Raw genomic sequence first — 14,388 nt, forward strand, 5'->3', positions numbered from 1 at the left:
AAAATGTGCGGAATTTCTGGCTATTTTAATTTAACCCATGAAAAAATTTTTTTAGATAATAATGTCGTTTCTATTCTGAAAGATAGCATTAAAGATCGAGGCCCGGATTTTAAATCTGAACTGATAACAGAAAATTTTAGCCTTTTTTTTAGTCAACTTTCTATTACTGGCAAAGGCCACCATACATTACAACCGTATTCTCAGAATAAAACGCATGTTGTTTATAATGGTGAGATATACAATTTTATCCGTCTGGCAAAGCAGTATACTCTATTCGATTTAGAAGAGAACAGCTGTGATGGTCAGATTCTCATTCCTTTGATAAGGAGAATGGGATTGACTAAGGCTCTGCGTGAGCTGAATGGTGCCTTTGCTTTGGTAATGATAGATGACGATAACATTTTTTTATCCAGAGATATTCTTGGTAAAAAACCTCTCTATTATTTGATTCAGAATGGCGTTCTCTTTTTCTCTTCTAACGTTTTAGGGCTAATGAGGATAAAAAGAAATATTGAATTAAATTTCAATGTGATTGCCGATTATTTTATGTTTAAATCATCCGGCTATGAATCCAGCTTTATTAAGGGAATTTTTGAGGTTCCAGCCGGGGGATTCTTATGGTTTGATCGCAATAAAAGAGGTCATGTTTCAATAAAATATCACTCCTTTAGTACTGAAAAGAAACAGGTTGAAGATGAGGAAGTTATGGCGTCGCTGGTTGATGCTGTGTTTTTGCGGTCGCGTCATTCCCGTCCTATTGCTTCTCTGCTCAGTGGCGGGCTAGATTCTTCAATTATTAATTATTTATTAAAGTTAAGTCATGTTGAGTTTGACGCGTATACCATCGGCAGTGATGATGGCTATAAGTTTGATGAGATACCGTTAGCAAAGGCCTTTGCCAGTCAGTATGGCATTAAACATACACCTTTATTGCTTAACGAGCATGAGATTCCTTCTTTATTGGAAGAATCTGTTTTGTCTATGGAGCAGCCAGTACAGGATCCTATTATTGTTAATTCTTTAGCATTAGCTAAGCAAATCAATAAAAATCATCGTGTTTTAATTACAGGTGATGGAGCGGACGAACTGTGGTACGGTTATTCGCGTTATAGCGATCTGATGAATACCGGTTGGTCAGCTTATTTTCGGTCACTCATTCTATTTACCCGGGATGAGATTAGGATTAAGGATTATGATATTGCCCATTACTTTGGTGGCAATATTCCCTCGGTTGACATTGAGTCTGTTACGCGGAAGGAGATGGAAATACGTTTTAAAAATTATCATCTTACTCGGATGGATAGAATTTTTATGAAAAATGGTATTGAAACAAGAAGCCCGTTTTTAGATCCGACCCATATGCAACTAGCCATTTTGGTTTCTTCTGCGGATAAGTTTCAGAATGGTATTGGTAAGTATTTGCTACGTAAAATATTTTCCTCCTATCTCGGACATGAAATTAGTTACCGTAAAAAACAGCCATTTACTTTTCAATTTCACTTTCTAAAAAATAAAGAAATCTTTAATTATTTTGCCTTGCCTCTGTTTGATAAAAATTCAGTCGTACATGATTATCTTTTTCTTGATGATCTTAAAAATAAATGTCTGCGAGTGGAGGATTGGAATATGCATGATTTTAATAAACTCTGGTCTGTGAAGGTTTTTGATTTGTGGTATAAGAATGTTTATCAGGAGTGTTTATGATAAAATATATTGAATATCTTCCGCTTAGTCACAATGAAAAAAGTACGTTTGTATACTTTGCACTTAATATAGAAGACAGTGAACCCAGCGGTTTAGGTCATGGATATACCAATGTGAAGTTTTCGCCTGATTTTAAAAATCACTCATGGAGAATGTATGGGCTTTATGAGGGGATGTTTAATATTCTGGAAAGGTTTGCCGTTCATCAGGTTCCGATAGCTTTATTGATTAATTCTAATATAGTCATCAAATATCCTTTTCTGGCAAAAGCGCTACAATCTTATAAAAATATTGAGATCGTGGCTCATGGAAAAACTAATACCGATTATTTTCACGAACTGACCTATAATCAGCAAATTAACTATATTAAGGAAGTCAAGAATACGCTGGAAGACTTTTTCAGCGTTTCTGTAGAAGGTTGGTTATCTCCTTGGATTAACGGTAATGAATATACACTCAAAGCGTTGTCTGAGTCTGGCTTTTATTATACGCTTGATTGGTCTTGCTCTGATTTTCTTACAAAAATTACCTGTAATCATGGAACATTGGTTTCCGTACCTTATAACATTGAGGTTAACGATACCCCATCACTGTGCGCTAAGAGCCTAACGACCGGAGATTATTTTCAGTCGATGCGGGATTATATTGACGGGCTTTCTCTTATCGCCAATCAGAATATGTCACCGGTAGTGGCTTTTCCGCTGCATACTCCGGTTATCGGCAGACCTCATCGTTTACTGTATCTAGAACAGCAGCTATCCTTTTTTCAGCAGCTACATAGAGAAAAAAATATCACGCTAACTTTGCCTGGAGATATTGCCTGTCAGTAATAACACTAATTTACTTGCAATATATCTTATGGCAAATAGTGCCATTACACATTTAGTAAACCTTAATTCACTTATTCACAGAATTATTATGAATCAGACAATTGAACTACTCACTTCGCACCGCAGTGAACGCAGTTATCTCGACAAACCTATTCCTGAAGATATTTTGGCTAGTATTATTAAAGCTGCACATCTCGCACCGACATCGATGAATTCACAGCAGGTGTCACTGGTGGTGACCCGTGATGCGCGCCGCCGGGCCAGGATCGCAGAATTGGCTGGTGGTCAGCCGTGGATTGCTCAGGCACCGATATTTATCACCATAGTGCTGGACATGCACAAAACGTGTTTCGGTATGGCTATGAACGGTAAACAGCAGGCCGCGCATGAGAGTGTTGAAAGCCTCATCTCAGGTTCAACTGATGTTGGTATCGCACTAGGCGCATTGATGATCGCAGCCCGCTCTTACGGTTTGGGTATCGTGCCGATTGGCGGTATTCGTCGTGATCCAAAAGCGATGATTGATCTCCTGCAATTGCCGGAACTGACTTTTCCAGTGGCCGGTATCGTGATCGGTTATGTCGATATCGCTGCACAACAGAAACCGCGTTTGCCACTTAACAGCTTCTGCCATGACGAACGTTATCGCAGTGAACTCTTGCCAGAAGCGATTGAACAGTACGACAAAACGCTAATGGCGTACTGGCATCATATCGGTCGTAGCAACGGTAACAATTGGAGCACGAATACCGCCAATTATTACCAAAATATCTATTACCCGAATGTACTTTCTACCATTCAGCAGCAGGGTTTCAAACTAGACAAATAACCTATGTGAGATTTTATTTTCTATACCTCAAATAAAATTGGGGTTTGAGGAGCAACGGAACGAAAAATCAATTGCCTTGAATACAACTTGTGTTGGAATCTGGTTGATGAAAAGTAATATTTTAAGGACTCCCTATTTGACCATCGTATTGAGATGGTCATCAATCTGTGTCTGCATATTCAACGATAAGCACCACTTTCTTGGGTTAACATCCAGGGTGATCTTACCTGATGAAAACCGCTTTTTATTCGTAGCAAAAAGCGAAATCAAGGTAAGATGAGAGCAAAGATTGTTATCAATGGTGCAGATATGAGTGTAGAAATCGAATTAAAACTTATCGCTAAACCACAAGCTATTCCTGCAATTCGTCAGCAATTACTGTTATTTCCTCATGACTATTTTTCTCCCCAAAAGTTGACCAATATCTATTTTGAAACGCCGGATAACCAACTGCGCGGTCTTGATATGGGGTTACGGATCCGTGGTTTTGATGATCAATATGAGATGACGATTAAAACAGCTGGTAAGGTGGTTGGCGGGTTGCATCAGCGACCGGAATATAATGTGCCATTGGCAAAGCCGGAACTGGCATTGACTCTGTTTCCACCGCACATCTGGCCTGACAAATGTGATGTGGAAGCATTGCAATCCCGTTTGAAGGCGTTATTCAGTACTGACTTTATGCGTGAGAAGTGGGTGGTGACTTATGGACAAAGTGAGATTGAAGTAGTGCTCGATCAAGGAGACATTATTGCAACAGACCGTAAGGAGCCAATTTGTGAGTTTGAACTGGAGTTAAAGCAAGGGATCATAACCGATGTATTAGCATTGGCGGTTGAGTTGGCAAAATCAAATGGAATGCGGCAAGGAAATAGAAGCAAAGCGGCCCGTGGTTATCAATTAGCTCAGGGAAAACCAAAAGCAGTTTGGCCTTCAATCCAGGTGGAAATTGATATGCAGCAGTCATTGCCTGCGGTACTTACGTCAATATTAGCCCATTGGCAGGAGCAAGAGGAACGTTGGTTGGCCGGTTTGTCAGACGGTCGGGATGGTTTAAAGCAAATACTAACTTTGATTCAGCAGATGATCGAATATTCTAGTGAGCCGGAACCGTTGGATAACCAATTAGTTGTTATTAACCAGAAATTATTGGATACGGAAACAGAAGCTGAAACGCTATGTTACAGCTCGCTCTATTTGCAATGTAAGTTGGCACTGACTATGTGGTTAATCAATCTCTCTGCTTAAATAACAGGAATTCTCTATGTTGCCACTTTCAACTCCGCTTCTGGCCCAGTTACAGCGTGTGACGGAACATTTTCAACAACTGATTTTGAATATTGAGCCGTTTGTTGCTCATGAGCAGGCCATATTATCACTGAGTGATTTTGTTGTTGAAAACCTGCACATTCATCCTGAATGGTTAGCTGAGATCCGCCAACATCCACCTGAAGCGCAGGAGTGGCATCAATATGCTGAATGGCTGCAACAGTTACTCGTATCAGTAGAGGATGAAAATACCCTCATGCGGGTTTTACGCCAGTTCCGTAACAAGATTCTGGTCAGAATAGCTTGGTCGCAGGCGCTACATAGCATGACGACTCAGGAGACACTGCAACAGCTTAGTATGTTGGCTGAAACGTTGATTATTGCTGCCCGTGATTGGTTGTATCAGCGTTGTTGTCAGGATTGGGGAACGCCTTGTAATGAGCTGGGCGACCCACAACCGCTGTTAATTCTCGGTATGGGAAAACTGGGCGGTGGTGAGTTGAACTTCTCTTCTGATATTGATCTGATTTTTGTCTATCCTGAAAACGGCGTGACCCAAGGTGGCCGGCGTGAAATGGATAACACCCAGTTTTTTACCCGCCTGGGGCAGCGTCTTATCAAAGTGCTCGATCAGCAAACTGTGGATGGTTTTGTGTATCGGGTAGATATGCGCTTGCGCCCGTTCGGTGATAGTGGTCCATTGGTGTTTAGTTTTGTTGCACTGGAAGATTACTATCAAGAGCAAGGGCGTGATTGGGAACGTTATGCGATGGTGAAAGCACGGATTATGGGTTCGGGCAACCAAGCGTATGGTGAAGAGCTGCGCCGGATGCTGAGACCGTTTATCTTTCGCCGTTACATTGATTTCAGTGTGATCCAATCCTTGAGAAATATGAAAGGCATGATTGAACGGGAAGTGCGTCGCCGTGGCTTGAAAGACAATATCAAACTGGGTGCTGGTGGTATCCGTGAAATTGAATTTATCGCTCAAGTATTCCAACTGATTCGTGGTGGACGTGAACTGTGTTTGCAATCTCAGGCGTTGTTACCAACTCTTCAGATAATAGCGCAGTTGGCGCTTTTACAACCATTGCAGGTGAAACAACTGGCTGATGGTTACCTCTTTTTGCGGCGGCTAGAAAATCTTTTACAGGCAATTAACGATCAACAAACTCAGACTCTGCCAGAAGATGAGCTGAATCGTTCACGACTGACGTGGGGCATGGGATTTGAAAGTTGGGACGCTCTGGTAATTGAATTAAACAGCAAGATGGGCGCTGTTCGGGCTATTTTTACGCAATTAATTGGCGATGACAGTGATAATAGTGAAGAGGAACCTGGTCATGTGCCATTTAAAAGTCTGTGGCTGGAAAATCTCGAAAAAGAAGAGCTAATTATACTTGCTCCGCACTTGGATGAAGTGATTGCCCAGCAGATATTGCATATTATTTCTGTGTTCCGTCATGATGTGGGCAAAAGAACCATTGGCCCTCGTGGGCGTGATGTGCTCGACCATCTGATGCCACGTTTGTTGGCAAAAGTCTGTTTACGGCAAGATGCCAATCAGGATGTCAATAATCAAGGTGTTAATAATCAAGATGTTAATATAGTGCTAGAGCGGGTTATTCCGTTGTTGTTAAGTATTGTCAGCCGTACAACTTACCTGGAACTGATATTGGAATCGGACGCTGTACTGACACATGTTATCCGGTTGTGTGCAGCTTCACCGATGATCGCGACTCAGCTTGCCTGTCACCCATTGTTGCTGGATGAGCTGCTTGATCCACAATTTCTGTATGAACCTTTGCCACTGAATGCCTACAAGGATGAATTGCGACAATATTTGTTGCGGATACCTGAAGATGATGAAGAGCAGCAATTAGAGGCACTCCGCCAGTTTAAGCAGGCGCAATTACTGAGGATTGCGGCGGAAGATATCACTGGCGTGTTGCCGGTGATGAAGGTCAGTGATCATCTCACTTATCTGGCAGAAGCGATTATTGAAGTGGTTGTTCTACAGGCGTGGGGGAAAATGGCAAAACGTTATGGTGTTCCATCACATCTGAGTCAGCGGAAGGGATTGGGATTTGCTGTGATTGGTTATGGCAAATTGGGTGGTTGGGAGTTGGGTTACAGTTCTGATCTTGATTTGGTTTTCCTGCTTGATTGCCCGATGGATGTAATGACCGATGGTGATCGATCGATTGATGCTCGGCAATTTTATTTGCGTCTTGCCCAACGAATTATGCACTTGTTCAGTGCTCGAACCTCCTCTGGTGTGTTGTATGACGTGGATATCCGCCTGCGTCCTTCAGGGGAATCAGGCATGTTAGTCAGTACCATCGGTGCGTTTGCTGATTATCAGCAGAATCAAGCGTGGACTTGGGAACATCAGGCGTTGGTACGTGCTCGTATGGTATTTGGTGATGAAAACTTGCATCGGGATTTTGAACGGATACGCCATCAGACGTTATGTACACGACGAGAACCCGTTTTGTTACGCCAGCAGGTAAGGGAAATGCGGGAAAAGATGCATAAACATTTAGGTAGTCACCATTCAGATCAATTTGATATTAAAGCTGATTCGGGGGGAATCACAGATATCGAATTTATCGCTCAATATTTGGTGCTTCGTTATGCGGCTGAAAATGAGCGTTTGGTACGTTGGTCGGATAATGTGCGAATTTTTCAATTAATGGCGGCTTATGAAATTATGGATGAAGATGAGGCAGCCGCATTAACACAAGCTTATGTTTCTATGCGTGATGAACTACATCATCTGGCGTTACAGACGCTTTCCAGTCGAGTATCAACCCACTGTTTCAGTGAGCAACAGGAACGGGTACGTCGTAGTTGGCAACAGTGGTTGGGGGAACAATAACGGGTTTTATCGGTTTGGTGTAGGGATTTCACAGGCGTATGATAATATTTGGCACCAACTAATATCTAATGTTTGGAGCAAGGGATGAAAATGACACTCCCGGATTTTCACTGTGCAGGGGTTTTAGTCGTCGGTGATGTTATGTTAGATCGCTACTGGTATGGACCAACCAGCCGGATTTCACCGGAAGCACCGGTGCCTGTTGTAAAAGTCAATACCATTGAGGAGCGTCCGGGAGGCGCTGCCAACGTTGCTATGAATATTGCGGCTCTTGGGGCAAATTCACATTTAATCGGTTTGACTGGGATTGATGACGCAGCACGTGTGCTGAGTGAGAAACTGAGCAGCGTTAAGGTGCGTTGTGATTTTGTTTCTGTTCCAACCCATCCGACAATTACTAAACTGCGGGTACTTTCCCGTAATCAGCAGTTAATTCGCCTGGATTTTGAAGAAGGTTTCGATAACGTCGATGCGCAGCCAATGTTGGAGCGCATTGAACAGGCGTTACCTCATATTGGGGCATTGGTTCTATCTGACTACGCCAAAGGTGCACTGAGTCAGGTTCAGGAAATGATCAAACTGGCAAACGCGGCTAAAGTCCCGGTATTAATCGATCCGAAAGGTAATGATTTTGAGCGTTATCGTGGTGCAACTTTGCTAACGCCAAATTTGTTTGAATTTGAAGCGGTCGTGGGCCACTGCAAAGATGACAATGAATTGGTTGAGAAAGGTACTCGGCTAGTTAAAGATTTAGATCTTCATGCATTACTGATCACCCGTTCTGAACAGGGGATGAGTTTATTGAGTGTTGATCAACCACCACTGCATTTACCTACGCAGGCGCAGGAAGTGTTTGATGTTACGGGTGCCGGTGATACGGTTATTGGCGTGCTGGCAACGGCGATTGCGGCTGGAAAGCCACTGAATGAAGCTTGTTTCCTGGCGAATGCTGCTGCGGGGGTGGTGGTTGGCAAACTGGGAACGTCGACCGTTTCGCCGATTGAACTGGAGAATGCTATTCGTGGACGCGCTGAAACGGGTTTCGGTGTGATGACCGAATTTCAGCTTAAACAGGCTGTTTCTAATGCTCGTCAACGCGGTGAAAGGATCGTGATGACTAATGGCTGCTTTGATATTCTGCATGCAGGTCATGTCTCTTATCTGGAGAATGCCCGTAAACTGGGTGATCGGTTAATTGTTGCTGTTAACAGTGATGCATCAACTAAACGGCTGAAAGGTGAGAACCGTCCTGTTAATCCACTAGAGCAACGAATGATTGTGTTATCTGCTCTGGGCGCTGTGGATTGGGTTGTGCCGTTTGAAGAGGATACACCCCAGCGATTGATTGCGGATGTCTTGCCTGATGTATTGGTAAAAGGGGGCGATTATAAACCGGAAGAAATTGCTGGTAGTGAAGAAGTTTGGGCTGTGGGCGGAGAAGTCAAAGTGTTGAACTTTGAAGATGGTATTTCGACAACCAATATCATCAAGGTAATTAAAAATCAGTAAATAATGCTGTAGCTTGTCATTGAAAATAGCCAGAAGATATTACTGTATTGATCACTGTAAATTATTTATTTGATCATATTATTAGAATGAAAGTCGGGCAAGAGATGAAATCTTCCCGGCTATTTTTTATTTAACTTGTGCTTAATTGAGCGATATTTCATCATAAATAATATATACCTAATAGATTTCGAGTTGTAGCGCGGCGGCAAGTGAATGAATCCCCAGGAGCATAGATAACTATGTGACTGGGGGGAGTGAAAGCAGCCAACAAAGCAGCAGCTTGAAAGATGAAGGGTATAGATATTTGTAATATCGGGTGTGAGTGATTTAATTAACGATACGAACATTATTAAAATATCATAATGGTAATTCAAGTTAATGTAATTTTATTCTCTGATGGGTAGGGGATTAACCAGAAGAAGTGTGATGTAACAGATAGTTTTTTATCTTTGTGGCATAAAATGCTGGTCACGTAACGTCGGCTTATTCATAATGATTTCTGATATAAATGATTTTTTAATGAAATATGTTATCTACAACTTTTACATCTTAAAGTTAGTAGATAAACGGATAAATTTTTTACGCAGGAATAAGTTCTTATGCAAGGTAAGTTGATTTTATCTTCAATTTGTTTGGCTTCGGCAATATTATCAGGGTGTACAACTGAATCTTCTAATACCGTCCAGGTACAAAAAGTTAATTCTTATAATACGGTATATCAAGGTGTTCGTAGTCCAATTGCGATCGGTAAGTTTGAAAACCGTTCCAGTTATCAAAATGGCATTTTCTCCGACGGAGTTGATCGCCTTGGTAATCAATCTAAAACGATTTTAGTCTCGCACTTACAGCAGACGGGACGCTTTACGGTGCTGGAACGTACGAATATGGCGGAACTGAAAGCAGAAGCGGGTTTACAAGGTAAATCGCAGAAGTTGAAAGGTGCTGCTTACGTTATTACCGGTGACGTGACTGAATTTGGCCGCAAAGAAGTGGGTGATCATCAGTTATGGGGGTTATTAGGGCGTGGTAAATCACAGGTGGCTTATTCTAAAGTCACGCTGAATGTGGTGAACGTAGAAACTTCCGAAGTGGTTTTCTCTGTGGCAGGGGCAGGGGAGTATAAATTATCCAACCGTGAAATTATCGGCTTTGGTGGCACTGCCAGCTATGATTCCACACTGAATGGTAAGGTACTGGATCTGGCCATTCGTGAAGCAGTAAACCGTCTGGTTGAAAGTATTGAAACCGGTGCATGGAAGCCATCTAATTAAGAAATATAGGGATATATGTTCATGATGTTAATGAAAAAAGTGGGATTATTGCTGGCAGCTATGACCTTAGCGGGTTGCGTCACCCAGCCAAAAACAATTTATGAGTGGGATAAATACCAGCCTACAGTTTATCAGTATTATCAGCAGGATAAGATGGGGTTTGAGGAGCAATTACAGGCTTTGCAGCAAGTGATTGAAAGAGCGAAAGCGAAAGATAAACCTGTACCGCCTGGGCTGCATGCACAGATGGGTTTGCTTTATAGCAAAACAGGTCGTGTTCCAGAAGCATTTCATCAGTTTGAAATAGAGAAAAAATTGTTTCCTGAGTCAGCGCCATTTATGGATTTTCTATTAAGTAAAAATAAAGGAACTATGCAATGAACCGTATTCTCGTCGCATTAAGTCTATTGGCGGCATTTGTGCTGACAGGGTGTAGTAAATCTGTCCCTTATGATTACACTGCATTTAAAGAAAGCAAACCCAAATCCATTCTGGTTCTGCCGGCGGTAAACAAATCTTTGGAAGTTAAAGCAGGGCACAGCCTAATTTCTCATGTGACATATCCATTGGCGGAATCGGGCTATTACGTTTTTCCGGTTGCTGTTGTGGAAGAGACATTTCAGCAAAATGGTGTGACAGCGGCACAGGATGTTCAGAATATCAGTTATAAAAAGTTGCATGATATTTTTGGTGCGGATTCGGCGCTCTATTTGGATATTGAAGAATATGGTACGCAATATCAGATTATTAACAGCGATACGCGTGTAGCGGCTTCAGCGAAGCTGGTGGATTTGCGTAATGGAAAACAATTGTGGTATGGACGGGCATTTGCCTCATCGACTGAAAATCAAAGCAGTTCGAATAGCCTTATTGGCATGTTGGTATCTGCTGTAGTTTCACAAATTGCTAATACCATTATGGATAAAGGTCATGAGATTGCTGGCATTACAAGTAATCGCTTACTGACAGCCGGTGGTAGTCATAGTTTGCTTTATGGCCCACGTTCTGAGCATTATGGTAAAGAACAGCATTTAATCTCTCATTAATGTGGATGTGATAATGAGCAGATATCACATTCTGCTCATTATCACGGTTGTTTTTATGTGTGGTAATAATTACTCTTCTTTTGCTGTGTTATTAGCAGATGGAACATTATTATTCTCAAACTTCGCTTCTAGTTCATTTAAACGCTGTTCCATCGTGGTCAATTTTTCACGGGTACGTAACAGAACCTGAGTTTGAATATCAAATTCTTCACGATTCACTAAATCAAGCTTGCCAAGTTGGGATTGCAAAATCATCCGTAATTTTTTCTCTACATCACCACCAAACTCTTTAACCCCCTTTGGTAAAGAATCTTGGATCTGGCGGGCAATTTGTTCAATTTTTTTGGGATCGAGCATGATGCATCCTTTTTTATGACATAAATAATTTCTGAATAGTGTAATACCAGATAGTAAAACCACAAACCATTGTGAGCCAGGTTTCACATTTGATTTTGTTGATTGCCGCCGGCAAATATTAGCGTTATAGTTCACTGGCTTATCTCAGGGCGGGGTGAAAGTCCCCACCGGCGGTAAACATCAATCCATCTTTTGGGTGGCATGGTGAAGCCCGCGAGCGCTCCGTTTGTGGTTATCTTCACGATAAAGCGGAGGTCAGCAGATCCAGTGTAATTCTGGAGCCGACGGTGATAGTCCGGATGGGAGAGAATAACGGCATCTGTCGAGCTCTATGCTCGTCTGTTGTTCCGGCTATGACATTTAATATTGTGTTATGAATATTGTGTTATGAATATTGTGCCATAGCGAGAACTCCTCAAGACCGCCCTGATTCTGGTAATCCATAAATTTTAATGAGGTTTCTTTACCATGAATCAGACGCTACTTTCTGAATATGGCACATCATCAGAACGTGTTGAACACGCCATTAACGCTTTGCGTGATGGAAAGGGGGTGATGGTGCTGGATAACGAAGATCGTGAAAATGAAGGTGACATTATCTTTGCGGCCGAAACAATGACCGTAGAGCAAATGGCGCTGACTATCCGTCATGGCAGTGGTATTGTCTGCTTATGTCTGACAGAAGAGCGCCGCCAGCAATTACAATTGCCCATGATGGTAGAAAATAACTCTAGCCCGTTTCAGACTGCATTCACCGTAACTATTGAGGCCGCTCAAGGGGTGACGACGGGGGTTTCTGCGGCTGACCGCATCACGACTATCCGTGCAGCGATTGCAGATAATGCCAAACCAAGTGATTTGAACCGACCGGGACATGTTTTTCCGTTGCGTGCCCAACCTGGTGGTGTGTTGGTTCGTCAGGGGCATACTGAGGCAACAATTGATTTAGTCTGTTTGGCTGGTTTTAAACCAGCAGGTGTATTGTGTGAATTAACCAATGATGACGGTTCAATGGCTCGTACTCCTGAGGTGGTGCAATTTGCGAAACTGCATAATATGCCGGTAGTCACTATTGAAGATCTGGTAACTTATCGCCACGCAATAGAACAGAAAGCAAGCTGAAACATGATTATCCGATAAGCGGATGAAATATCAGTTATAACGTACGCATTCTCTAAAGTCACAGTTTGCGCAAGCTGTGGCTTTTCAGTTTTTTTGAAAAACTCTATCACCTTTAGCCCACTGTTTTACTTATCTGAAAGGCGTAACCTGTCCGCAAGTATTAAAATTACCTATACCTAATAGATTTCGAGTTGCAGCGCGGCGGCAAGTGAACGAATCCCCAGGAGCATAGATAACTATGTGACTGGGGTGAGTGAAAGCAGCCAACAAAGCAGCAGCTTGAAAGATGAAGGGTATATATTTGGTGTGAGAGGTCGTTATGAATATTTCCAGAATGCCGGCACTGTTTGTTGGTCATGGCAGCCCAATGAACGTACTGGAAGAAAATCGCTATACTAATGTGTGGCGTGAACTTGGTGAAAGGCTGCCTGTACCCAGAGCGATTCTGGCGATTTCTGCTCATTGGTACACTAATGGTACAGCGGTAACCGCTATGACTCAGCCGAAGACTATCCATGATTTTCGTGGCTTTCCACAGGAATTGCATGAAACTCAGTATCTGGCTAAGGGATCACCTGAACTGGCGGTTTTAGTACAGGAGATGCTGGAACCTGTGGAAGTTTATGCCGATCATCATCAGTGGGGATTGGATCATGGAACTTGGGGCATTCTGATTAAGATGTATCCTCAGGCCAATATTCCTGTGATTCAACTGAGTATAGATGATGCCAAGCCAGCGACGTACCACTATGAATTAGGGAAAAAGCTGGCTACTTTACGAGATGAAGGTGTGTTGATCTTGGGGAGTGGTAATGTTGTACACAATCTTCGTGCCACGAAGCGGCAGGAGCCTAATGCTGAACCATACCCTTGGGCGGAATCATTTAACCATTATGTGCGTGATAACCTTACCAGTTATGAGCAACCTTACCCTTTGATTCATGCATTGAACAGAGAAGATGGCCTATTATCGAACCCATCTCCTGAGCACTTTTTGCCGTTGCTGTATATCATGGGGACGTGGGATAGAAAAGAGACGGTTTCCATTCCTGTTGATGGTATTGAGTCCGGTTCGCTAAGTATGTTGTCTGTGCAGGTTGGTTAAATAGCTGGTTTACGTGCTGTATTGGTTGAAGGTTATTTACCCTTTTGGCGATTTTTGGTGGTGAGATCATCACCACCTTGTCTACGCTATGATCATTGAAATATGGACTTACGTCGGATTAGATTCCATCAATAATTATCTCCGTGCCAATACTTATTTCTGAATTTCTTCTGAAAGGTGATGATTCTAAAAATCTAATCTGCAATTTATTGATTCGTTTTCTGATATTGCTATGCCTAATAGCGGTGAGAATTTGTCTATTGGCTTAGTGATTGAAATAGGTGAATGATTAACATTTTATTCTCTACTGATATTATGGTCAAATGAGTAAACATAAATTTCATTTTCATGATCAGTTTGATATTTATTTCCGATGGAATCATAGGTAGAACAACCGCTGGATATCAGCCCTTGCTTTCTACCTGTGATGGTTAGATATATTGTGTTCGCCATATTATTTATCCT

General features: G+C 42.2%; 12 protein-coding genes, 1 pseudogene and 1 riboswitch. Of the genes and pseudogenes, 11 read left to right on the plus strand and 2 right to left on the minus strand.

Annotated features, from left to right (window positions below; translation table 11 throughout):
• Positions 1–3: 3 nt before the first annotated feature.
• From asnB to KZ793_RS18745, 9 genes are all read left to right on the plus strand, one after another.
• Positions 4–1,704, plus strand: a complete 1,701-nt coding sequence (gene asnB, locus KZ793_RS18705) for an asparagine synthase (glutamine-hydrolyzing) (RefSeq protein ID WP_225816701.1) — start codon at positions 4–6, stop codon at positions 1,702–1,704.
• On the plus strand, positions 1,701–2,534 hold the full coding sequence (locus tag KZ793_RS18710) for a polysaccharide deacetylase family protein (RefSeq protein ID WP_225816702.1): 834 nt from the start codon (positions 1,701–1,703) through the stop codon (positions 2,532–2,534). The genes asnB and KZ793_RS18710 overlap by 4 nt, the downstream gene beginning before the upstream one ends.
• A gap of 88 nt (positions 2,535–2,622) precedes the next feature.
• Positions 2,623–3,363, plus strand: coding sequence for an NADPH-dependent oxidoreductase (locus KZ793_RS18715; RefSeq protein ID WP_225816703.1), 741 nt, complete (start codon positions 2,623–2,625; stop codon positions 3,361–3,363).
• A 309-nt stretch (positions 3,364–3,672) separates the two neighbouring features.
• The gene (locus KZ793_RS18720) at positions 3,673–4,611 is read left to right on the plus strand and encodes a CYTH domain-containing protein (RefSeq protein WP_225816704.1); all 939 of its coding nucleotides are present in this window, start codon (positions 3,673–3,675) and stop codon (positions 4,609–4,611) included.
• 16 nt (positions 4,612–4,627) lie between these two features.
• Entirely contained in the window at positions 4,628–7,513 is a 2,886-nt protein-coding gene (gene glnE, locus KZ793_RS18725; protein ID WP_225816705.1) for a bifunctional [glutamate--ammonia ligase]-adenylyl-L-tyrosine phosphorylase/[glutamate--ammonia-ligase] adenylyltransferase, read from the plus strand.
• 84 nt (positions 7,514–7,597) lie between these two features.
• A complete protein-coding gene (hldE, locus tag KZ793_RS18730; RefSeq protein ID WP_225816706.1) occupies positions 7,598–9,022 on the plus strand; it encodes a bifunctional D-glycero-beta-D-manno-heptose-7-phosphate kinase/D-glycero-beta-D-manno-heptose 1-phosphate adenylyltransferase HldE in 1,425 nt (474 codons plus the stop codon).
• A gap of 599 nt (positions 9,023–9,621) precedes the next feature.
• Positions 9,622–10,293: a CsgG/HfaB family protein gene (locus KZ793_RS18735; RefSeq protein ID WP_225816707.1), complete on the plus strand. Its 672-nt coding sequence runs from the start codon at positions 9,622–9,624 to the stop codon at positions 10,291–10,293.
• A 21-nt stretch (positions 10,294–10,314) separates the two neighbouring features.
• A complete protein-coding gene (locus KZ793_RS18740) occupies positions 10,315–10,674 on the plus strand; it encodes a DUF4810 domain-containing protein (RefSeq protein WP_118986901.1) in 360 nt (119 codons plus the stop codon).
• Positions 10,671–11,339 carry a DUF799 domain-containing protein gene (locus tag KZ793_RS18745; RefSeq protein ID WP_225816708.1) on the plus strand — a complete coding sequence of 223 codons (669 nt, stop codon included), beginning with the start codon at positions 10,671–10,673 and terminating at the stop codon, positions 11,337–11,339. The genes KZ793_RS18740 and KZ793_RS18745 overlap by 4 nt, the downstream gene beginning before the upstream one ends.
• A 69-nt stretch (positions 11,340–11,408) precedes the next feature.
• Here KZ793_RS18745 and ubiK read toward each other — a convergent pair whose 3' ends face one another.
• A complete protein-coding gene (ubiK, locus tag KZ793_RS18750) occupies positions 11,409–11,696 on the minus strand; it encodes a ubiquinone biosynthesis accessory factor UbiK (RefSeq protein WP_225816709.1) in 288 nt (95 codons plus the stop codon).
• Positions 11,697–11,833: 137 nt separating this feature from the next.
• Positions 11,834–12,011: riboswitch (FMN riboswitch) on the plus strand.
• A 153-nt stretch (positions 12,012–12,164) separates the two neighbouring features.
• Here ubiK and ribB point away from each other — a divergent pair.
• Both ribB and ygiD read left to right on the plus strand, forming a co-directional pair.
• Positions 12,165–12,818, plus strand: a complete 654-nt coding sequence (gene ribB / locus KZ793_RS18755) for a 3,4-dihydroxy-2-butanone-4-phosphate synthase (RefSeq protein WP_225816710.1) — start codon at positions 12,165–12,167, stop codon at positions 12,816–12,818.
• A 319-nt stretch (positions 12,819–13,137) separates the two neighbouring features.
• A complete protein-coding gene (ygiD, locus tag KZ793_RS18760) occupies positions 13,138–13,923 on the plus strand; it encodes a 4,5-DOPA-extradiol-dioxygenase (protein WP_225816711.1) in 786 nt (261 codons plus the stop codon).
• Positions 13,924–14,115: 192 nt separating this feature from the next.
• On the opposite strand, the pseudogene tssD reads toward ygiD, so the two are convergent.
• A pseudogene (tssD, locus tag KZ793_RS18765) lies at positions 14,116–14,376 on the minus strand (type VI secretion system tube protein TssD); the annotation flags it as partial.
• Positions 14,377–14,388: the final 12 nt, after the last annotated feature.

This window comes from Photorhabdus antumapuensis (genome assembly GCF_020387775.1).
Taxonomy (GTDB): Bacteria; Pseudomonadota; Gammaproteobacteria; order Enterobacterales; family Enterobacteriaceae; genus Photorhabdus; species Photorhabdus antumapuensis.